This window comes from Streptomyces sp. C10-9-1 (assembly GCF_024497955.1).
Classification (GTDB): Bacteria; Actinomycetota; Actinomycetes; order Streptomycetales; family Streptomycetaceae; genus Streptomyces; species Streptomyces sanyensis.
In genome coordinates this window covers 74,673-94,789 of the sequence record NZ_JANHKP010000010.1, presented here as the reverse complement: position 1 = coordinate 94,789, position 20,117 = coordinate 74,673, and the positions used below count along the sequence as shown (strand labels likewise).

Below are 20,117 nucleotides of genomic sequence, written 5' to 3'. Positions count from 1 at the left end.
GGCCGCCGCACCACCGCGCCGCGCGGCCGTCCCACCGGGCGGGGGCGGTCCGCGCCCCGCCGCCCCCGGGCGCCGTCCACAGGGCTGGCGCCCGGCGCCCGGGCACGGGTATTCCTGACGCCATGTCCCACGACCACGCCGTCTACCTGGAGCTCCTGGCCCGCGGCGCCGACGCCGAGTCCTACGACGGACCGGTGCTGCGGGCGCGCGAGCGCGGAGCAGACCCCGGCACGCTCGCCGCACTGGAGCACGCCAAGCAACTCGCCCTGCGCGTCCGGGCCGAGCTCGAAGGGCGCCGCAGACGGGAGGCGGAGCTGTCCGCCCTCTTCGAGACCGCCCACGACCTGGCCGGCCTCCGCGACCTCGACGCGGTCCTGCGGGCCATCGTGCAGCGGGCACGCTCCCTGCTCGGCACCGAGGTCGCCTACCTCAGCCTGAACGACCCGGTCGCCGGGGACACCTACATGAAGGTCACCGAGGGCTCGGTCTCCGCCCGCTTCCAGCAGGTGCGCCTCGGCATGGGCGAGGGGCTCGGCGGCCTGGTCGCCCAGACCGCCCGCCCGTACGTCACCGAGAGCTACTTCGACGACGCACGCTTCGCGCACACCGGGCCGATCGACGAGGCCGTCCGCGACGAGGGCCTGGCCGCCATCCTCGGCGTGCCGCTCACCCTGGGCAGCCGGGTGATCGGCGTGCTGTTCGCCGCGGACCGCCGGGCCCGGGTCTTCGAGCGCGAGCAGATCGCCCTGCTGGCCTCGTTCGCCGCCCACGCCGCCGTCGCCATCGACACCGCGAACCTGCTCGCCGAGACCCGCTCGGCCCTGACCGGACTGGAGCGGGCCAACGGCATCATCCAGGCGCACAGCGGCGTCATCGAGCGCGCCTCCGAGGTCCACGACCGGCTCACCGAACTGGTCCTGCGCGGGGGCGGCGTCGAGGAGGTGACCGCCGCGCTCTCCGAAGTCCTGGACGGCACCGTGGCGTTCACCTCCGACCCGCCCGACGGGCCCCGGGCGGACGGGCGCGCCGTGCGCCGCGGGGACGACTGGGTCGCCGAGGTGTCCGCGGGCGGTGAGGCTCTCGGCGCCCTCGTGCTGCACGGGAGCCCCCGCCTCGACCCCGTGGACCGGCGCACGCTGGAACGCGCCGCCATGGTCACCTCCCTCCTGCTGCTCGCGCGCCGCTCGGCGCACGACGCGGAGCGGCGGGTCCGGGGCGAGCTGCTGGACGACCTGCTCGACGCCCCCGGCCGCGACCCGGGCCCGCTGCGCGAGCGCGCCCTGCGCCTCGACGCCGACCTCGACGGCCCCCAGGTGGTCCTCGCGGCACGGAGCGACGCCTCGCCCGCCGACCCCACGGGCCCGGGGGAGCCGTCCGCCCGGGAGGGGGCCGACCGCCGCCGCCTGTGGTCGGCCGCCTCCCATCTCGCCGCCACCGGCGCGGGCCTGGCCGCCGCCCGTGACGGCGGCGCCGTGCTGCTCCTTCCCCTGCGGCCGGGCGACACCCCCGGGCATCTGGCCCGCCGGGCGGCCCGCCAGCTCTCCGACGCGCTGCGCGAACCCGTCACGGTGGGTGCGTCCTCGCCCGTCGCGTCCCCCGCCGACGACCCGGCCCCCGTGGCCGGGGCGTACGAGCAGGCCCGGCGCTGCCTGGACGCCCTCGCCCTGCTCGGACGCGGGGGGCAGGGGGCCGCGGCACAGGACCTGGGATTCCTCGGACTGCTCCTCGCCGACCCGGGGGACGTCGGCGGCTTCGTGCAGCGGACCCTCGGGGAGGTCCTCGCCTACGACGAGCGCCGCGGCACCGACCTCGTGGGCACCCTGGCGGCGTACTTCGCGAGCGGGATGAGCCCGGCCCGCACCCGGGAGCGACTCCATGTGCACGTCAACACGGTGGCCCAGCGGCTGGAGCGGGTGGGCAGGCTGCTGGGGGACGACTGGCAGACCCCCTCCCGCGCCCTGGAGATCCACCTGGCCCTCCGGCTCCACGCGATGTCGGCCCCCGACGCCCCCCGGAGGCCGTGACGCCGCCGCCCCGACGCGGCGGGCGCGCCGGGGCGGGGCGGGAACCCGGACCGGGCGGGCGTGGAGTTCAGACGGGCCGGGCCGCGACGTCCCCGGCCGGTTCGGCGGAGCCCCCGGACCGCCCGTCCTCCGGTGTCCGCCCCGGCACCGCGCCCCGGTCCCCGGAGGCCGGCTCCCCGTCCGCACCGGCGTCGCCGAGGTCCCGGTGGCGGGTCTCCGCCGCGCACACCACGGCAAGGACGGTGAGCAGCACCGCGGCGAGGACGTACAGCGACACCGGGGTGGAGGACCCGTACTCGGCGAGCAGCGCCGTGGCGATCAGCGGAGCGGGCGCACCCGCGGCCACCGAGGAGAACTGCGCCCCGATGGAGGCCCCCGAGTAGCGCACCCGGGTCGAGAACAGCTCGGAGAAGAAGGCAGCCTGAGGCGCGTACATCGCGCCGTGCAGCACCAGTCCGACGGTGACGGCCAGCAGCAGGGGCCCGAAGGACCCCCGGTCGACCAGCAGGAAGAAGGGGAACATCCAGGCACCGACGCCGACCGCGCCGATCAGGTAGACGGGCCTGCGGCCGATCCGGTCGGACAGCGCGCCCCACAGCGGGATGGCCGCGAAGTGCACGGCCGAGGCCACGAGCACGGCGTTGAGCGCGGTCTGCCTGCTCGCCTCCACGGCCGTGGTCGCGTAGACGAGGATGAAGGCGGTGATCACGTAGTAGCTGATGTTCTCCGCCATCCGCGCCCCCATCGCGACCAGGACATCGCGCCAGTGGTCGCGCAGGACGGCCACGATCGGCAGCCGCTCCTGCGTGCCCTCCGCCGCCCTGCGCCGCTCGGCCCGGGCCAGCGCGGCCCGGAACACCGGGGACTCGTCGACCGAGAGCCGGATCCACAGGCCGACGACGACCAGCACCCCGGACAGGAGGAAGGGCACCCGCCAGCCCCAGGAGGTGAAGGCCGACTCCGACAGCAGCGCGGTGAGCGCGGCGAGGACGCCGGTGGCGAGCAACTGCCCCGCGGGCGCGCCGGTCTGGGGCCAGGAGGCCCAGTACCCGCGCCGCCGCGCGTCCCCGTGCTCCGACACCAGCAGTACCGCGCCGCCCCACTCCCCGCCCAGCGCGAAGCCCTGGACCAGCCGGAGCAGGGTCAGCAGCACGGGGGCGGCGCTGCCGATGGCCGCGTGGGTGGGCAGCAGGCCGATGGCGAAGGTCGCGCCGCCCATCATCAGCAGGCTCAGGACCAGGAGCTTCTTCCGGCCCAGCCGGTCCCCGAAGTGCCCGAACACCAGGGCCCCCAGGGGGCGGGCGGCGAATCCGACCGCGTAGGTGAGGAAGGACAGCAGGGTTCCGACGAGCGGGTCGGAGCCGGGGAAGAACAGCTTGTTGAACACGAGCGCGGCGGCGGAGCCGTAGAGGAAGAAGTCGTACCACTCGATGGTGGTGCCGATGAGCGAGGCGGCGACGATACGCCTCAGGTTGCCGGGCGTCGGAGGGGAGGTCGCGGGGGAGGACATCGGCACCACTTCCTGGCGTCTGACGGGGACGAATGCGTGTCGCACACCGTAGGAAGGCGCAGATCAGAGGCGTATATGGCGGGACACCACAGTTACGGTCGCCGGAGTGCGCGCGCCCCCCATGAGGACGGTCCCGGTGGCTCCGGGACGACTCCGGGACGGCGGCGACACGGCGAGGACGGCGCCACGGCGCCCCCTCCCGTGCGTCCCCGGCGGGCTCGCGAGCACCCGGCGCACGCGGCGCGCACCGTGAACCGGTGGGAGGTCAGCCGTCGAGCAGGTCGACGGCGAGAAGCGCGGTGACGGCGAGCACGGTGACCAGCCGCGCCGTGACCGCCCCGTCGGCGCCCCGCCGGACGGCGGCCCTCCGGGAGGCTCGGAGCAGCCAGGTGACCCCGAGAGAGGCCAGCAGGCCGCCCGCGGACCAGGCGAGCGCGGCGTGCCCGTGCGGTCGCCCCGGCGCGCCGGGGGCGAGGCCGTACGACTCCAGGTACACCGCCAGGGCCAGCAGGAGCCAGCACACCGACAGGACCGAGGTGACGGCGGACTCCACGATCGCGAGCACGAACGAGCCCGCCCCGCGGACCGGACCCGTCCCGTCGTTCCCCACCGGTCGGCTCATGGCGAGCAGCGTATCCCGGCCGTGGGGGCGCACCGGCGTGCCGCCGGGGCGGACGCCGCACCCGGGGCGCGGCGGAGGGCCCGGCCGCACCGCTCCGGGGCCTCCGCCCCGGGCGGGGCCTGCGGGAGAACGCCGCCGTGCGAGCGGCCCCGCAGCCCGCGCCGCGGGCCTCGGCGGCGCGGAGGCCACACCTCACCGCGCTCCGCCCCTCCGTCCGGCAGGCGGTGCGGGGGTGGCGCGCCACCGCCGTGCACGCGCGGCCGTCCGCAGCCGCGGACCGCCGCCCGCGCACGGAGCCGGTGCGGTACCCGCGCGGAGACGGCAGGACCCGCCGCGGAAGGCCGGTCGCCGGAGCCGTCGCCGGCCCCGGCCGCCGTCGCGGACGTCCGTGCGGTCAGGCCGTTCCTGCCGCCAGCGGAACCCGCCCGCGGTCGGGCCCGCCCGCCGGTGGGAGCACGCCCCCGGGTGCGGTGGAGCCGGCACGGGAACCGGGCCGCTGCACCGCCCAGCCGAACTCCGTGAGCCGTCGCGCCATGCGGACGGCGGCGGACGCCTCCACGGCCAGTTCGACCAGTCCGCTGCGCTCCGCGGGGGAGTGGTCGATGGACACCTCCTCGACGTTGACCTCCAGGTCGGCCACGGTCGCCAGCAGGCGGGCCAGTTCGCCCGGCTGGTCCCCGATGAGCACGTGCACGGCGGCGCAGTGGGTCGGGTTCCCGCCGTGCTTGCCGGGCACGCGCCCCCGGCCCCTCCTGCCGCGGCCCAGCAGGTCGGCCACGCGCACCGTGCCCTCCGCGCGGGCGTCGGCATCGTCGCCCGCCAGCCCCCGCAGGGCCGCCACCGCCGCGCCGAGGTCCGCGGCGAGCGCCTCCAGCACCTCCGCGACGGCCCCGGCGTTGGCGTCCAGGATGTCGCCCCACAGCCCGGGGTCGCCCCCGGCGATCCGGGTGACGTCCCGCAGCCCCTGCCCGGCGAGGCGCGAGGCGTCGTCCGGCATGTCCTCCAGCCGCGCCGCCATCAGCGAGGCGAGGAGGTGCGGGGTGTGGGAGACGAGCGCCACCGCGCGGTCGTGGGCACCGCTCTCCATGACCACGGGCACCGCCGCGCACAGCGCCACCACCTCCAGGGCCCGGTTCAGGGTGTCCGTCCCGGTGCCCTGTGTGGGGGTGAGCACCCAGGAGCGGCCCTCGAACAGGGAGGCCGAGGCGGCGAGCGGCCCGGACAGCTCACGCCCGGCCATCGGGTGGCCGCCGATGTAGCAGGTGGGGTCGGCCAGCCGCAGGGCGTCCCGCTCCGGACCGCCCTTCACGCTGGCCACGTCGGTGTAGCTGCGCGCCAGCCCCTTCGCCTGCTGGGCGGCGAGCACCGCGCCGACGCAGCCGGGCGGCACCGCCAGCACGGCGATGTCCACCGGCGCGGTGGGCGGGCCGACGGTGCCCGCGCCGAGCGCGGCGGCCGTGCGCGCCGCCGACTCGTCCGCGTCGAGCAGATGGACGTGCACCTGCCTGGCGGCCAGGGCGAGCGCCACCGAGGTGCCGATCAGTCCCGTGCCCACGACCGCTGCCGTGCGGATCACCGGGACCCCTCCGGCGCCCCGGCCAGGTCGGTGCGCAGTGCTGCGGCGCCGCCCAGGTAGACGTGCCGCACATCGCACTTGGCCCGATCGGTCTCGGCGTGCAGCAGGATGCGCACCACCCGCGGCAGGGCGCCGGGGACGTCGAGCTCCCCGGCGCACAGCAGCGGGGTGTCGGTGAGTCCCAGCTCCCGTGCCGCCACCGCCGGGAACTCGCTGCGCAGATCGGGGGTCGCGGTGAACACCATGCTGATCAGGTCCTGCTGCTCCAGCCCGTTGGCGTCGAGCATGGCCTTCAGCAGGCCCTTGGTGCCGTCCACCAGCCGGCCCCTGTCGTCGTTCTCGATCTGGATCGCGCCGCGTATCGCGCGCACGGTCATCCCACCCTCCGGATCGGCTTCTGCCGGGCTGTCGCCGTCATGCCTCGGCGGCCGTCCGCACGGGCCCCCTCGGCACGACGCGCTCCTGGTACAGCTCGGCCGCCTGGAAGGCCAGGTCGAGCGACTGGTAGCGGTTGAGACGCGGGTCGCAGGCGGACTCGTAGCGGTGCGCGAGGTCGTCCAGGCGCACCTCGGCGCCGCCGCCCACGCACTCGGTGACGTCCTCGCCGGTCAACTCGACGTGGAGGCCGCCCGGATGGGTGCCCAGCTCGCGGTGGACCTCGAAGAAGCCGCGCACCTCGTCGAGCACGTCGTCGAAGCGCCGCGTCTTGTGGCCGCTGGGCGCGGTGAAGGTGTTGCCGTGCATCGGGTCGCAGATCCAGGCGATCCGCGCACCGGAGGCCGTGACCTTCTCCACCAGCCCCGGCAGGACGTCGCGGACCCGCTCGGCACCCATCCGGGTGATGAACGACAGGCGGCCGGGCTCCCGGTCGGGATCGAGGCGGTCGATCAGCGCCAGGGCCTCGTCCGCGGTGGCCGACGGCCCGAGCTTGACGGCGACGGGGTTGCGCACCCGGGAGGCGAACTCGATGTGCGCGCCGTCCAGTCGGCGGGTGCGCTCGCCGATCCACACCATGTGGCCGGAGACGTCGTACCAGTCGCCGGTGCGGGAGTCGCGCCGGGTCAGGGCCGCCTCGTAGTCGAGGATCAGCGCCTCGTGGCTGGAGTAGAACTCGGTCGAGCCGAACTCGCCGGGCTGCGCCCCGCAGGCCCTGAGGAAGGCGAGTGCCCGGTCGATCTCGTCGGCCAGGCGCTCGTAGCGCTTCCCGACCGGGGAACGGGCGACGAAGTCCTGGTTCCAGGTGTGCACCTGGCGCAGGTCGGCGTAGCCGCCGGTGGTGAAGGCGCGGACGATGTTCAGCGTCGCGGCGGAGGCGTGGTACATCCGCCGGAGCCGCTCGGGGTCGGGGGTGCGGCTCTGCGGTGTGAAGTCGAGCCCGTTGACCGCGTCTCCGCGGTAGACCGGGAGCTCCACGCCGTCGCGCCGCTCGGTGGGCTGCGAGCGGGGCTTGGAGTACTGCCCGGCGATCCGTCCGACCTTGACCACCGGGAGGGAGGTCGCGTAGGTGAGCACGGCCGCCATCTGCAGCAGGGTCTTGAGCTTGTCGCGGACCTGGTCGGCGGAGACGGCGTCGAAGGTCTCGGCGCAGTCGCCGCCCTGGAGCAGGAAGGCCTCACCGCGGGCGACGGCGGCCAGCCGGGAGCGGAGCTGGTCGCACTCACCGGCGAAGACCAGGGGCGGCGCGGTGGCGAGGTCGTCCAGCACGGTGCCGAGGGCCCGCTCGTCGGGCCAGGAGGGCTGCTGCGCGGCGGGCAGGGTCCGCCAGGTCTGCGGCGATGCGGCTTGCGTTGCGTCCATGGGAGGGGTTCCTTCGTCGTTCCGGCAGGGTGTACTGCGAGGAGGGCCCCTCGCGGGGGCCGGCGCCGGCCCCCGCGAGGGGCTGCGTGCCGCTCATTCGTCCAGCAGGTCGGGCTCCTCGCGGACGATCTCGTCCCAGAGCAGCTGGAAGCTGAACCAGCCGAGCTGCGCGTCGCCGAAGCCCTCGCCCGCCGCCACGGCCTGCTCGTGGGTGAACGTCTTCGGGGTGCCCGCCGCGAGGGCGAGGAGCTGGACCTGGGCGCAGCTGTCGTAGGTGAAGAACCAGTGCACGGCCTCGTCCAGCGAGCCGCCGACGGTGATCAGACCGTGGTGCCGCAGCAGGACGGCCCTGTTGTCCCCGAGGTTCTCGGCGATGTCGCGCCCCTGCTCCAGGGACACGGAGGGCCCCTCGTAGGCCTCGTAGAGGGTCTGCCGCCCGTAGAAGGCGGCCGACTCCTGGTCGATGGGCTCCAGCAGGCGCCCGAGGGCGCCGAGGGCCCGGGAGTGGGCGGTGTGGCCGTGCGCCGCGGCGGTCGCGCCCGGGTGGAGCTCGTGGATCTGGGAGTGGATGACGAAGGCGCTGGGGTTGACGCGGTGCCTGCCGTGGACCACGCGTCCCCGGGCGTCGACGCAGATCAGGTCGGCGACCCGCACGTGCCTGAAGGAGATGCCGAAGGGGTTGACCCAGAACCGGTCGGGGTGCTCCGGGTCGCGTACCGAGATGTGCCCGGAGATCCCCTCGCCGAAGCCGTACTTGCCGAACAGCCGCAGTGCCGCGGCCAGCCGCTGCTTGCGGTGCCGCCGGGTCTCCTCCGGGGTGGCGAAGACCGGTTCGGAGGGGATCGGCAGCCCGGTGGCGGTGTCGGCGAGGAACTCCGCGGCGGGCTCGGCGGCCCGGTCGGTCATCGTGGTCATGGTGGGTACCTCTTTCTGGACGGGCCGTGGAAGGGCGGTGCGCGGACGTGCGGTCCGCTCGGACGGTGCGGTCCCCGTCAGGCGGGCAGCAGGGCGTCCGCGGAGCGCGTCGGGTGCCTGTCGCCCGCGTCCTGGAGGATGGCGGCGACGATGTCCTCGGCGCGGTCCACCAGGGAGGGGACGCCGAAGGTGAAGAACAGCGATCCGGCGCCGATGGTGCCGAGTCCGTAGAGCCGGGGGTCGTGGCGGCCCTGCGCGTCGGCGAGGCGGCTGGTCGCCCGGGCGAGGTGCAGTCCGCCGTGGGGGTGGAGGCTGGCCGCACCGGCCCTGGTCAGACTGGTCACCAGGGGGAGGGCCCCGACGGGGACGCGGCCCTCGGAGGCGTTGACCGCGTTGACGACCGTGTCCGCCGTGACGGGGGGCTCGTCGGCGGTGAGCAGCTCGAAGCCCCCGCCACCGCGTTCCGCGACCTTCCGCAGCCCGGAACGGATCCGCAGCTGTCCCGAGTCGACCAGTTCCAGCAGCACGGCGGCGCTGGCCGGAGGCATCGGGCAGCACAGGCTCATGATGGTGCGGTAGTGGGAGCGGAGCAGCTCCGCCCGGTCCTCCTCCGGAAGCTGCGGCCAGACGTCGGGGCCGATGTCGGGGACGGCGTTCTGGAGGATCCGCAGACCCGGGTCGGGCGAGTCGACGGCCGCGAACTGGCGCCGCAGCCGTTCCGCGGGAGCCTCCCTGCCGAGGTCGGTGATCTCCGCGTGGACCGCTTCGGTGTCCGAGCCGGCGTCGCGCAGCTCGGCCGCCACGATCCGGGCGAACTCTGCGAGGGGCAGCTCGCGGCCGGTGCGGGCCAGCGCCCGCATCCGCTCCTTGGTGAGGTGGCGGGGCTCGAAGTGCAGGGGGCGCTGGCGGACACCGGGGAGCACGCCCCGCCGGGAGAGCAGGCTGATGCGTCCCTGGTGGCCCTGGGCGGCGAGGGCGAGCACGGTGTCGACGGCCGTGAGGCCGCTGCCGACGACGGCGACGTCCTCACGCGGGCCGATCCCGCGCAGGCTGTGGGACATCGGGTACGGGTCCGCGATGAACCCGGGTGCGCCCGAGAGCCCGTAGGCGTCCTTGGGGCCGTCGCCGCCCACACAGAGGACGACGTAGTCGAAGGCGCTGTCGCTGCCGTTGCTGGTGCTCAGATGGATCCGCTCGCCGGTGCACCGGGCCGAAGTGACGGCCGCCCCGACCAGGTCGACCCGCCATCCGTTCCTGCGCAGTTCCCCGAGCGCGGAATAGGCCGACTGCTCCAGGTATTCGCCGTAGACGGTGCGCGGGGGGAAACAGGCTCCGGAGACGGGGTCGGCGCTGTCGAATTCCACGACCCGCTGCCGCGCGTCCAGCCAGCGCCGGAGATGGCCGAGGTCGCCCACCCGCACGGACATGTCCTCCGGCGGCGCATTGACCTTGATGGTGTCGATATCGACCTGGTAGGCCCGGCCGCGCCACAGATTCGGCGAGGGCTCGAACACCGTGATACTGCCCGAAGGGCTCTGCGTCTGAGCCAGTGCGTCGATGAGGCAGACCGCGGACGCGCCACCTCCGACCACGGCGAGGGAAATTCCGGACATGCGTCAGCCACCTATCGGTACAGGGATTGTGTGGAGCCTCGTCCGTCGCTTTCCTTTCCGCCTCATGTCGCGCGCCGCTCGAAGCGGTGGAACGCGCCGTGCAGGAACACGAGGGACGACCGGGTGTGACGCACTCCGGTGCCGACGACCTCACCGACGATCAGCAGGTGGTCACCGGCCACCAGATGGTCCCGGTAGCGGCACTCCATCCAGGCCGCGGAGTCCAGGAGCAGCGCCCCCGTCCGCTCCCCGGGCTCCGAGGGCAGGCTGCGCAGGGCCTTCCCCCGCTCCTCGGCCGGGCGGGCGAAGATCCTGGCGAGGTCCTCGCCGCCGCCGTCGAGAAGGGACAGGGCCCAGACCCGGGACTCCATCAGATCGTCCAGGAACGCGGAGTCGCGACGGATGCTCAGCGACACCAGCGGCGGGTCCAGCGAGAGGGACGTCAGCGAGTTGATCGTCAGCGCGTTGTGCCGGCGCGTGGATTCCGCGTCGGAGAAGGTGCTCACCACGCAGACGCCGGTGGCGAAATTGCGCATGACGGAACGCAGGTCGTCTTCCACGGCAACCGGTGGACGGTCGGCCGCTGACAGCTCACCCATGAATGGTCCTCTCCGGGGAATGTCTGATACGCGCACGCATGTGGGCGTCCCGGGGCCAGAGGTCGAACACCTCAGGAAATGGCGAAACCCCGTTCGATGGCGGAGACGTTACCGAGCGGCCGAAGTGCCGTATGGCGGGAGAGCGCACAGGAATTGGCCCGTCCACGCCTGCCGCGGTGCCCGCGGCGGGAGAACGCGCGGCGGTGCGGAATTCACCGGGGCGGCCGTGGCGGCGCCCCGGCGAGCGGGACCGGGGAGCCGCGCGGGTCCCGTGGGCCCGGGCACGGGGCGGGACGGCGCTCCCCGTCCGCGCTCCCGCGGCGACGGGGAGCGCCGGACGGGGCCCGCGCCGCCGTGCCTCAGCCCGTGCCGCTCACCGCCCCCGCCGGGGAGGGCGCGGTCCGCGGCGGGAGCCTGCGGGCGAGGAAGTCCGCCACCCGGTCGGCGATCTCGTCGCAGTGCGTCTCCAGGGCGAAGTGGCCGGTCGGCAGCAGGTGCACCTCCGCCTCCGGGAGGTCGTCGCGGAAGGCGTGCGCGCCCTCGGGGCCGAAGATCTCGTCGTGGGCTCCCCACACGGCGAGCAGCGGGACCCCGCTCTCCCTGAAGTACCTCTGGAACGCCGGGTACGCCTCCAGGTTGGAGCCGTAGTCGCGGACGAGGCGCAGCTGCGCGGCGGTGCTGCCGGGGCGCGCGAGTGCCGCCGTGTCGAGAAGCCAGGCGTCGGGGTCGAGCAGGCTCTCGTCGGGGACCCCGTGGGTGTACTGCCACCGCACGGCCTCCGGGGTCAGGGCCTGGAGGACGGCTGCCTCGGTGGCCGGGCCGGGGTCGGCGATGTAGGCGTGGACGGGTGCCCAGAACCCGGGGCGCAGGCCCTGGAGATAGGCGTTGCCGTTCTGGCTGACGATCGCGGTGACGCGCTCGGGGCGGGCGGCGGCGAGCCGCCAGCCGATCGGCGCCCCGTAGTCGTGGACGTAGAGCGCGAAGCGCGACAGCCCGAGCAGCCTGGTGAACTCGTCGGTGATCTCCGCCAGTCGGGCGAAGGTGTAGGCGAACGCGTCGGTGGACGGCCGGGCGGAGTGGCCGAAGCCGATGTGGTCCGGCGCGATGACCCGGTACGCCCCGGCCAGCCGGCACATGAGTTCGCGGAAGGACCGCGAGCTGGCCGGGAAGCCGTGGAGCAGGAGCAGGGCCGGGGCGTCGGGTGGGCCGGCCTCGCGGTAGAAGACGTCGAGCCCCTGTACCTGGACCGTGCGGTGGCGGATGGGCGGATTCATGGAACCCCTTCGTGGTGTGGGAGCGTCCGGACGCGTGCGCCGGGGCGGCACCGACCGCGGCGCCGGCGGTCCGTCCGCCGGTGCGCGGCGCACCGGGTGGGTGCGGCGGCTGCTGCCGCTGCGGGGCCGCCCCGGTCGCAGCCGCTCTATGCGCGGGGCCCGCGGCTCCGGGCGTAGTGGCGGGCCGCCTTGGCGCGGTTGCCGCACAGGGCCATCGAGCACCAGCGCCGGGTGCCGTTGCGGGAGGTGTCGAGGAAGTACCGGATGCAGTCGGGCTGGTCGCAGAGCCTGATCCGGTCCGGGGCCGTGGCCAGCAGCCGCCGGTAGTCCTGGGCGGCCGTCCATGCCGCGCCCCAGTGCGGATCGGTGAACTCCGCACGCTCGCCGGGGCCTTCGGTGTCGAGGGTCAGCCGGACGCGGCCGTGGTCCAGGATCTCGTCCACCTGCCGCACCGCATCGGGCGAGCCGGGTGTGGTGACGGCCGCCGCCAGTGCGCGGCGGGTGGTGCGCACCGCCTCCAGCGACGCGGCGCCGGCGGGAAACCGCTCGGCCAGTCCGTGCCCGGCCAGCCACACGTGCAGCCCGGCCGGGGTGTCCAGCAGATCCTCCTGTCGTCCGTGCTCCTGCCATCGGGTGTTGAGCAGATCGAGGGCGAAGGGTTCGCCGACGAAAGGACGCGGGTCGACCTCGGTCATCGCATCTTCCTCCATCCGATCCGATTCTAACCTCTCAAGCGTAAGTGACTGGTTGCACGAGCCGAGCCTAACCCTTAAAGTCACTTACGACGGTTAGTCCTGTCGGCGTGTGCGGACGTGCCAGATTGCGTGCGCGTTCACACGAGAGGCGAGGGGGCGCCGTCCCTAGCGTGAAGACGGCGCGGGACCGGACGGATCGTCCGCCGCTCCGCTGCCCGGGGGTGCCGCCTGTGCGGTGACCCGTGCGGACACGGCTGCCGGCCGTCGCGCCCGAAGAGAGACGAGCACGCAGGTACAGGAGGGGTTTCAATGACCGTGACGGAGACTCTCAACCCCGCGGCGGGCGCCGAGCAGGACGCCCCCACCTCGGCGGCGGAGATCCTGGCGAGGGCGCGGGCCGCGGCCCCGCTGCTGCGCGAGCGCTCCGAGGAGATCGCACGCGGCCGGCGCCTTCCGGAGGACGTCGTCGAACTCGTGCGCGGTACGGGTGTCTTCCGTATCGGCATGCCGAAGGACTGGGGCGGCCCCGAGCTGACCTTCGCCGAGCAGACCGAGGTCATCGAGGCGCTCTCCTACGGCGACTCGGCCGCCGGCTGGTGCGCGATGATCGGCATGGACACCTGGATCTACGCGGGCTACCTGGACGAGACGGTCGTCAAGGAGATGCTCGCCAACCCGGACGCCATCACCGCCGGCCTGATCTTCCCCGTCGGCCGCGCAGAGCGGGTGCCGGGCGGATACCGGGTGACCGGCCGCTGGCCCTTCGGCAGCGGGGTCACGCACGCCGACTGGGTCGTCGGCGGCTGCGTGGTGCACTCCGACGGCACGCCGGAACCCGGCCCGGGCGGCGCCCCGGTGAACTGGCGGCTGGTGATGGCCCGCCGCGAGGAGTTCGAGACCGTCGACACCTGGCACACCACCGGCCTGGCCGGCAGCGGCAGCATGGACTACCAGGCCACCGACCTGTTCGTGCCCGAGGAGCACTCCTTCGACTTCACCACCCCGCGCGGCTCCGGACCCCTGTCCGCCCCCGACGCCTTCCTCGGCAACGTGCCCGGAGTGCCGCTGGGCGTCGCCCGTGCGGCGCTGGACCACGTGCGCGAACTGGCCGCCGACCGCGTGGAGCGGGCCACCGGCACCCCGTGGCCGGAGAGCTACCGGGTGCAGACCGTCATCGGCCAGGCCGAGATGGAGCTCACCGCGGCCCGCTACGCGGTCTACGGAACCCTCGACGAGCTGTGGCAGCGACTGGAGTCCGGCGTCCAGCCGACCCCCGACCAGCAGGTCTCCTCCGCCCTCGCGCGGGTCAACGCCTTTCGGACGGCCCGCTCCGTCGTCTCCCGGCTCTCCGACCTCGTCGGCACGGCCTCGATCTACCAGACCTCCCCGCTCGACCGCTGGCTCCGCGACCTGCACACGATGTGCCAGCACATCCTCGCCCAGGAGCAGATCGTGCAGTCGGCGGGAGCGCACCTCCTCGGCGGAACGCCGCAGGCCCCCTTCCCCCTCGGGCTCAAGGGATAACCCGGGCACGGTGAACGGCGGTCGGCGGCGGGGCGCCCCCCGCCGCCGACCGCACCGCCGGCATCGGATGCACAGTGACCGGCAATTGACTAGATGAGGACAGCCAATGGCAACTTCCAGCGAAGTAGAAGTCGACGCAACACCCACCGGTGGAGGGAAAGCGGACACAGGCAAGTGGGGCGTTCGCGAGTGGGGTCTGCTCGTCAGCGTGTGTGCGGCATTCTTCCTGGACGCCCTCGACAACATCATGGTCGGCATCGCCGTTCCGCCGATCCAGGCGGACCTGGGCATGAGCACCGAGTCCGTGCAGTGGGTGGTCAGTTCCTACGTCCTGGGGTTCGGCGGCTTCCTGCTGCTCGGCGGACGGATGGCGGACCTGCTGGGCCGGCGCCGCATGTTCCTGATGGGCGTGGCGGTCTTCGCCGTGGGCTCCCTGGTCGGAGGTCTGACCAGTGACGGCCTCGTGGTGATCATCGCCCGGTTCGTCATGGGCATCGGCGCCGCGTTCACCGCACCGGCCGGTCTCTCCATCATCATCACCAACTTCCGCGAGGGCCCGCAGCGCAACCGCGCGGTCGGCATCTACACCGCGTGCGGTGCGGTCGGCTACTCCACCGGCGTCATCGTCGGCGGCGCCCTCACCGAGATCAGCTGGCGCTGGACCTTCCTGCTCCCGGTCGTCGTGGCGGTCGTCGCCTTCGCCGGCGCGGTGGTGCTGGTGCCGCGCGACTCGCGCAGGGACACGGGCGGCGGCACCTTCGACGTCACCGGCGCCGTGAGCGTCACCGCCGCGATGCTGCTGTTCGTCTTCAGTATCGTCGAGGCCCCCAACGCCGGTTGGACCTCCGTCCGCACGCTGGGCACCCTGGCCGCCGCGATCGTCCTGCTGGTCCTGTTCGTGGCCGTCGAGCGCCGCGCCGCCCAGCCCCTGCTCCGCCTGGGCCTGCTGCGCAACCGCGCCCTGGTCGGCGCGAGCCTGGTCGCCGCGGCCATCCTCGGCACCTACATGAGCTTCCAGTTCATCGGCGGCCTGTACCTGCAGTCGCTGCGGGGCTGGTCGCCCATGGAGATGGCCCTGGCCTTCCTGCCCATCGGCCTGCTGATCATGACGATCGCCCCCCGTGCCGGCAAGCTGATCGCCCGCTTCGGCCTCCACTGGATGATCTTCGCGGGCTTCGTCGCCTATACCGCGTCGTACCTGCTCTTCCTCCGCATCGACGAGACCTCCTCCTACCTCTGGGTCATCCTGCCGAGCATCGTCCTCATCGGCATCGCCTTCCCCTTCTCCTTCCCCGCCGCCAACGTCCAGGCGACCAACGGCGTGGACGAGTCCGAGCAGGGGCTGGCGGCCGGTGTGCTGCAGACGGGCTACCAGGTGGGCGCGGCGATCGTCCTCGCCGTCGTCACCGCCACGATGGCGGCCGACGGCCACGGGGGAGAGGCGTCCGCGACCCTGTCCGGCTACCACTCCGGCCTCTACGTGGTGACCGCCATCTCCGCCCTCACCATGGTGCTCACGCTCGTCGCGGCGGTCCGTGCCACCAGGCGCCGCCGGGCGGAGGCGGCTCGGACCGGCTCGTAGCGCCCCCCTCCCCGAGAACCGGCCGGCGTCCCGCCCGAACCCCTCGTCCGGGAGCGGGAGGGGCGCCGGCCCCACGTCCCCCGAGACCGGAACCCGTGGTGACGGCGGTCACCCGCTCCGGCAGAGCTGGCTGCCCGGGCGGTCGACCGACCCGGCAGGACCTGGAGATGACACATGGACCGCAGCGGGCAGTGCCCCGTCATCATCGACACCGACGGGAGCGACATCCACGGCGAGATCGCCCGGATACGTGCCCGGGGACCGGCGGCGCAGGTGGTGCTCCCCGGCGGGGTCACCGCCTGGTCGGTCACCGACGGCGAGCTGATCCGCAGCCTCCTGCTGGACCCCCGGGTGTCCAAGGACGCCTACCGGCACTGGCCCGCCTGGATCAACGGCGACATCCCCCGGGACTGGCCCCTGGCCATCTGGGTGTCCGTCCAGAACATGGTCACGGCCTACGGCGCCGACCACACCCGGCAGCGCAGGCCGGTGGCCTCGGCCTTCACCCGGCGCCGCGTCGCCGCCCTGCGCCCGCGCATCCAGCGCATCGCCGACGACCTCCTCGGCGCGCTGGCGGCCGAACCGCACGGGCACCCCCTGGACCTGCGCGAGAGGTTCGCCCACCCGCTGCCGAACGAGGTGATGTGCGAGCTGTTCGGCATCCCCGAGGAGTACCGGACCGGACTCCACCGGATCATCAAGGGCTTCTTCCGCACCTCCGCCACCGCGGAGGAGGCGCAGGCCAACGGATACGCCCTCTACACCACGATCTCCGACTTCCTGGTCCACAAGCGCGAGCACCCGGCCGACGACCTCACCTGCGACCTGATCGCCGTGCGCGACGACGACGGCGCCGGCCTCACCGAGAAGGAACTGGCGGACAACCTCATCCTGCTCTACACGGCCGGGTACGAGACCACCGTCAACCTCCTCGACCACGCCGTCCACGCGCTGCTGCGCCACCCGGACCAACTGGACCTGGTCCGGCAGGGCAGGGCCGGCTGGGACGACGTGGTCGAGGAGACACTGCGTCACGAACCGCCGGGCGCGCACGCGATCCTGCGCTACGCCGTCGAGGACATCGACCTCGGCGGCACCGTGATCCCCAAGGGCGACGCGATCATGATCTCCTATGCCGCCGCCGGGCGGGACCCGGTCCGCTACGGCGACACCGCGGACCGCTTCGACATCACCCGGCCCGACCGCCGGGACCACATCTCCTTCGGGCACGGCGTCCACCACTGCCTGGGCGCACCACTGGCTCGGCTGGAGGCGTCGATCGCGCTGAGCTCCCTGTTCGAGCGGTTCCCCGACATGGCGCTCGCCCACCCCGAACGGCGGGCCGAGCCCCAGCGTTCCTTCATCTCCAACGGCCACCGCGCCCTGGAGGTCGTCCTGGACCGCCGGGCCGTCCCGGTCTGAGGGCTCAGCCCGCCGCCCGCGCGCCCTCGCCCGCCGCGTCGGCCAGGGCGGCCCGGTACCAGGCCGCGTGGCGTGCGAAGCGCTCCGCGAACCCCGGTCCCGGGCGGGCCCCGGTCAGCCGCCACAGCGCCGAACCGTCGTACCAGTGGTCGACCGACAGGAGCGACAGCCTGCGCGCGCCGGCGGGGTCGTCGCGGGCCCCGAGCAGCTCCAGCGCCCGGCGGCCCGTGACCTCGCCCCGCGGCAGGGGCAGGTCCAGGGCCCGTGCCACGGTGGTGACCAGGTCCCGGACCCGCACGGGTTCGGGGTGGCTCGCGTGCAGGACCCGGCCGGACGGCAGGGGGTCGCGGCCGCGCACCAGAGCGGCCACCGCCTCGGCCAGATCGTCCACGGCGATCATGGACGTGCGGGCGCGTCCCCCCTCGACCCAGTGGGGGACCCGGCGCAGCAGGGCCACCAGGGAGGGGATCACCCAGGTGTCCCCCTCCCCGTAGACCAGATGGGGGCGCAGCACCAGCCCGCCCGCCGCCCGCACCCGTTCCTCGGCGGCGAGCCGGGTCACGCTGGTCGGGGAGACCGGGGCGGTCGGCAGGTCCGACTCCGCCTCGCCGCGGTAGGGGCCGTCGCCGTAGACCGCCGCGGTGCTCAGCTGGACGATCCGCCGGACGCCCGCCCGGGCGGCCTCGGCGAGCAGCGCCTCGGTGCCCCCGACGTTGACGGCGCGGCACTGCTCCATGCGGCCGCCGACCTGCGCGGCGAGATGGACCAGGGTGTCCGCCCCGTCGCACAGGCCGCGCAGGGAGCCCGGGGAGCACAGGTCGCCGCGGACGACCTCCACCGGTGCCCCGTCGGGCACGTGGACGCGGCGGTCGTGGACCAGCAGACGCACCGTTGCGCCGGGGTCGGCGGCGCCGGGGGCGAGCAGTCGGCGCACCACGTGGCCGCCGACGAACCCCGCCCCTCCGGTGATCAGTACGGTGGGCTGCGGCATGCCGGCTTCCTTCCCCGGGGCAGCCGTCGGGCCGCACCGGTGGCGAGAGGAGTGGAATGGAACGGTCACGGCGGCCCGGGCGGCGACCCGGGTCAGCGCTCCGCGCCGGTGAGCGATGCGGTGAAGACCGCATGACCCCCCTGGCGGCCGACGACCCGCACCGCGGTGGCGCCCGTCACCCGGGTCGGGACGGTGTGGGCCTCGATCCAGCAGGGCGGGGCGAACTCCACATAGCGGTGGAAGCGGATGGTGAACGACGCCGGGCGGAAGGAGGCCGGCGACAGCAGGGCGCGGGCGGCCTGGTGAGCGGCCTCGACCAGGATCATCCCCGGGTAGTGGTCGGTGGCGCGGCCGAACAGGGTGGTGTTCCCGGGGTCGGCGCGCAGCTGCCAGCGCCCGGATTCGGGCGTCGGGGCCAGCACGACCTGCGTGGGCCCGGATCTCCCGACGAGCCCGTGCGGGACGGGTATCGCCAGCGCCGCCATCGCGGGCGGGAGGTGGGCGCCGCGGAGCCGCCGGTAGGCGCGGGGGGTGGAGATGTTCAGGCGGCCGCCGCCCGTGGCGACCGTGCGCTCGCCCTCCCGGACGTGCATGCGGCAGTCGGTGGCGGCCAGCGACGCGCCGCGGCGCCGTATCCCGGAGCACTCCACGTCCAGCCGCAACTCGGCTGGTCCACCGGCCACATCGAGCAGCCCGGGGCGGGCGCGGTAGTGGAGGTCCTCCATGAGGAAGTGGTGGTCGAGCGGGACGGCGAACGCGGCGTGGCACAGTAAGATCGCGCTCTGCCGCAGGGTCTCCACGAGGAGCACGGGGTCGGGCCTTCCGTCCGGGGCGACGAAGACCTCATGGGTGTCCGGCCACTTCGCGCGCACGGTGAAGCGGTCCTCGCCGAGGCTCTCCCAGGAGGCCGGCAGCACGTCGGTCTCGCGGGCGCGGTGCACCAGTTCCCTGGTCACCGTTCCGCGTCCGGCCGCCGGGGGGCCGAGCGGCTCCCCGGTCCGCTCCGCTGTGCCGGCGGGCTGCGGGACGCCGAGCACGGGTGTCCGGTCCATGGCTCCTCCTTCTCACGGGCACGGAAGGGCCATCGATCCCCCCTTGCGGAAAGATACGTGCACAGCGGTATGGTTTCAAGGAATAAAGGGGTTGGTGCAAGTGAGCCAGCAGGAACGCGCGATCAGGACCCGGGAGCTGATCCTCGAAGCGGCGGGCGAGGTGTTCGCCGAACGGGGTTACGACGGTGCGACCATCTCCGACGTCTACTCGAGGGCCGGGCTGACCAAGGGCGCGTTCTACTTCCACTTCGCCTCCAAGGAGGAACTCGCCGAGGCGATCCTGGAGGTGCAGGTGGGGTCGGGCGCCTATCCCGTCGTACGGCGCACCCTGAAGCTCCAGGAGCTGGTGGACGCCGGGTTCGTCTTCGGGCACCGCCTCATGTACGACCGGATGCTCCAGGGGAGCGTCGGTCTGTCCCTGGAGCGCGGAGCGCACCAACTGGACCGCAGGAGGCCCTTCCTGGCCTGGGTCGACCACAACCTGGCCGCGCTGACGGAGGCGAGCGAGCAGGGCGAGCTCTACGGGCACGCCGACCTGAGGGCCACCGCCGAACTCCTGGTGGGCGCCTTCTCGGGAATCCAGATGCTCTCCCATGTGCTGGCCGACCGCAGGGACCTCACCGAGCGGCTGTCGGTGCTCCTCGCCCAGCTGCTGCCGTCTGTCGCCGTCCCCGGCGTGCTGGCACAGCTCGACCTGAGCGCCGACCGGGGCGAACGGGTGCTGGCCGAGGCCGAGGCGCTGACCGCCGCGCAGGCCGGCGGCGCGTGACCGGGTGCCCCGTCGGCCTCGGCCTCGGCCTCGGCCGAGCCGCCTGAGCTGCCTGAGCTGCCCGGAAGAACCTGCACACCGGTTTCTTTCCGTTGCCGTCTGCCGTCTGCCGTCCTCCTTTCCCGGCCCCCGAGCCGCCCGGAGGGCGTACC

At 74.1% G+C, this 20,117-nt stretch carries 17 protein-coding genes; 5 read left to right on the top strand and 12 right to left on the bottom strand.

Annotated elements, in window-relative coordinates:
• The first annotated feature begins 122 nt into the window (after window positions 1-122).
• Window positions 123-2,024: a GAF domain-containing protein gene (locus NPS70_RS15935; RefSeq protein WP_256524922.1), complete on the top strand. Its 1,902-nt coding sequence runs from the start codon at window positions 123-125 to the stop codon at window positions 2,022-2,024.
• Window positions 2,025-2,091: 67 nt separating this feature from the next.
• Here NPS70_RS15935 and NPS70_RS15930 read toward each other — a convergent pair whose 3' ends face one another.
• The 10 genes from NPS70_RS15930 to NPS70_RS15885 all read right to left on the bottom strand — a co-directional run bounded on the left by NPS70_RS15930 (window position 2,092) and on the right by NPS70_RS15885 (window position 12,640).
• Window positions 2,092-3,534, bottom strand: a complete 1,443-nt coding sequence (locus NPS70_RS15930) for an MFS transporter (protein ID WP_256524921.1) — start codon at window positions 3,532-3,534, stop codon at window positions 2,092-2,094.
• A 265-nt stretch (window positions 3,535-3,799) separates the two neighbouring features.
• The gene (locus NPS70_RS15925; protein ID WP_256524920.1) at window positions 3,800-4,156 is read right to left on the bottom strand and encodes a hypothetical protein; all 357 of its coding nucleotides are present in this window, start codon (window positions 4,154-4,156) and stop codon (window positions 3,800-3,802) included.
• Window positions 4,157-4,550: 394 nt separating this feature from the next.
• Window positions 4,551-5,729 carry a prephenate dehydrogenase gene (locus tag NPS70_RS15920; RefSeq protein WP_256525120.1) on the bottom strand — a complete coding sequence of 393 codons (1,179 nt, stop codon included), beginning with the start codon at window positions 5,727-5,729 and terminating at the stop codon, window positions 4,551-4,553.
• A complete protein-coding gene (aroH, locus tag NPS70_RS15915) occupies window positions 5,729-6,109 on the bottom strand; it encodes a chorismate mutase (RefSeq protein WP_256524919.1) in 381 nt (126 codons plus the stop codon). The genes NPS70_RS15920 and aroH overlap by 1 nt, the downstream gene beginning before the upstream one ends.
• Window positions 6,110-6,146: 37 nt before the next feature.
• Complete coding sequence (locus NPS70_RS15910) at window positions 6,147-7,529, bottom strand: class II 3-deoxy-7-phosphoheptulonate synthase (RefSeq protein WP_256524918.1); 1,383 nt, start codon at window positions 7,527-7,529, stop codon at window positions 6,147-6,149.
• Window positions 7,530-7,622: 93 nt separating this feature from the next.
• Window positions 7,623-8,435, bottom strand: a complete 813-nt coding sequence (locus NPS70_RS15905) for a class II aldolase/adducin family protein (RefSeq protein ID WP_256525119.1) — start codon at window positions 8,433-8,435, stop codon at window positions 7,623-7,625.
• An 86-nt stretch (window positions 8,436-8,521) separates the two neighbouring features.
• Entirely contained in the window at window positions 8,522-10,057 is a 1,536-nt protein-coding gene (locus NPS70_RS15900; protein ID WP_256524917.1) for an FAD/NAD(P)-binding protein, read from the bottom strand.
• Between the two features lie 62 nt (window positions 10,058-10,119).
• Window positions 10,120-10,593, bottom strand: a complete 474-nt coding sequence (locus NPS70_RS15895) for a flavin reductase family protein (protein ID WP_256524916.1) — start codon at window positions 10,591-10,593, stop codon at window positions 10,120-10,122.
• A 422-nt stretch (window positions 10,594-11,015) separates the two neighbouring features.
• Window positions 11,016-11,930, bottom strand: a complete 915-nt coding sequence (locus tag NPS70_RS15890) for an alpha/beta fold hydrolase (protein ID WP_256524915.1) — start codon at window positions 11,928-11,930, stop codon at window positions 11,016-11,018.
• A 146-nt stretch (window positions 11,931-12,076) separates the two neighbouring features.
• The gene (locus NPS70_RS15885) at window positions 12,077-12,640 is read right to left on the bottom strand and encodes a CGNR zinc finger domain-containing protein (protein ID WP_256524914.1); all 564 of its coding nucleotides are present in this window, start codon (window positions 12,638-12,640) and stop codon (window positions 12,077-12,079) included.
• 294 nt (window positions 12,641-12,934) lie between these two features.
• Between NPS70_RS15885 and NPS70_RS15880 the strand changes: the two genes are divergently transcribed.
• The 3 genes from NPS70_RS15880 to NPS70_RS15870 all read left to right on the top strand — a co-directional run bounded on the left by NPS70_RS15880 (window position 12,935) and on the right by NPS70_RS15870 (window position 17,153).
• Window positions 12,935-14,149 (top strand): acyl-CoA dehydrogenase family protein, encoded by a 1,215-nt coding sequence (locus tag NPS70_RS15880; protein WP_256524913.1) that lies wholly within the window; start codon window positions 12,935-12,937, stop codon window positions 14,147-14,149.
• Between the two features lie 208 nt (window positions 14,150-14,357).
• Complete coding sequence (locus NPS70_RS15875; RefSeq protein WP_256524912.1) at window positions 14,358-15,731, top strand: MFS transporter; 1,374 nt, start codon at window positions 14,358-14,360, stop codon at window positions 15,729-15,731.
• 174 nt (window positions 15,732-15,905) lie between these two features.
• Window positions 15,906-17,153 (top strand): cytochrome P450, encoded by a 1,248-nt coding sequence (locus NPS70_RS15870; RefSeq protein ID WP_256524911.1) that lies wholly within the window; start codon window positions 15,906-15,908, stop codon window positions 17,151-17,153.
• 4 nt (window positions 17,154-17,157) lie between these two features.
• Here NPS70_RS15870 and NPS70_RS15865 read toward each other — a convergent pair whose 3' ends face one another.
• Both NPS70_RS15865 and NPS70_RS15860 read right to left on the bottom strand, forming a co-directional pair.
• On the bottom strand, window positions 17,158-18,144 hold the full coding sequence (locus NPS70_RS15865) for an NAD(P)-dependent oxidoreductase (RefSeq protein ID WP_305885944.1): 987 nt from the start codon (window positions 18,142-18,144) through the stop codon (window positions 17,158-17,160).
• 92 nt (window positions 18,145-18,236) lie between these two features.
• On the bottom strand, window positions 18,237-19,196 hold the full coding sequence (locus tag NPS70_RS15860; protein ID WP_256524910.1) for a ScbA/BarX family gamma-butyrolactone biosynthesis protein: 960 nt from the start codon (window positions 19,194-19,196) through the stop codon (window positions 18,237-18,239).
• A gap of 100 nt (window positions 19,197-19,296) precedes the next feature.
• Between NPS70_RS15860 and NPS70_RS15855 the strand changes: the two genes are divergently transcribed.
• Window positions 19,297-19,965, top strand: a complete 669-nt coding sequence (locus NPS70_RS15855; protein ID WP_256524909.1) for a ScbR family autoregulator-binding transcription factor — start codon at window positions 19,297-19,299, stop codon at window positions 19,963-19,965.
• Window positions 19,966-20,117 lie beyond the last annotated feature (152 nt).

Excerpts from the sequence above, each read along its gene's own strand:
- aroH (WP_256524919.1), bottom strand. The coding sequence starts at position 6,109 with ATGACCGTGCGCGCGATACGCGGCGCGATCCAGATCGAGAACGACGAC.
- NPS70_RS15925 (WP_256524920.1), bottom strand. The coding sequence starts at position 4,156 with ATGAGCCGACCGGTGGGGAACGACGGGACGGGTCCGGTCCGCGGGGCG.
- NPS70_RS15895 (WP_256524916.1), bottom strand. The coding sequence starts at position 10,593 with ATGCGCAATTTCGCCACCGGCGTCTGCGTGGTGAGCACCTTCTCCGAC.
- NPS70_RS15870 (WP_256524911.1), top strand. The coding sequence starts at position 15,906 with ATGGACCGCAGCGGGCAGTGCCCCGTCATCATCGACACCGACGGGAGC.
- NPS70_RS15900 (WP_256524917.1), bottom strand. The coding sequence starts at position 10,057 with ATGTCCGGAATTTCCCTCGCCGTGGTCGGAGGTGGCGCGTCCGCGGTC.
- NPS70_RS15880 (WP_256524913.1), top strand. The coding sequence starts at position 12,935 with ATGACCGTGACGGAGACTCTCAACCCCGCGGCGGGCGCCGAGCAGGAC.
- NPS70_RS15860 (WP_256524910.1), bottom strand. The coding sequence starts at position 19,196 with ATGGACCGGACACCCGTGCTCGGCGTCCCGCAGCCCGCCGGCACAGCG.
- NPS70_RS15890 (WP_256524915.1), bottom strand. The coding sequence starts at position 11,930 with ATGAATCCGCCCATCCGCCACCGCACGGTCCAGGTACAGGGGCTCGAC.
- NPS70_RS15905 (WP_256525119.1), bottom strand. The coding sequence starts at position 8,435 with ATGACCGACCGGGCCGCCGAGCCCGCCGCGGAGTTCCTCGCCGACACC.
- NPS70_RS15865 (WP_305885944.1), bottom strand. The coding sequence starts at position 18,144 with ATGCCGCAGCCCACCGTACTGATCACCGGAGGGGCGGGGTTCGTCGGC.
- NPS70_RS15930 (WP_256524921.1), bottom strand. The coding sequence starts at position 3,534 with ATGTCCTCCCCCGCGACCTCCCCTCCGACGCCCGGCAACCTGAGGCGT.
- NPS70_RS15910 (WP_256524918.1), bottom strand. The coding sequence starts at position 7,529 with ATGGACGCAACGCAAGCCGCATCGCCGCAGACCTGGCGGACCCTGCCC.
- NPS70_RS15885 (WP_256524914.1), bottom strand. The coding sequence starts at position 12,640 with ATGGAGGAAGATGCGATGACCGAGGTCGACCCGCGTCCTTTCGTCGGC.
- NPS70_RS15935 (WP_256524922.1), top strand. The coding sequence starts at position 123 with ATGTCCCACGACCACGCCGTCTACCTGGAGCTCCTGGCCCGCGGCGCC.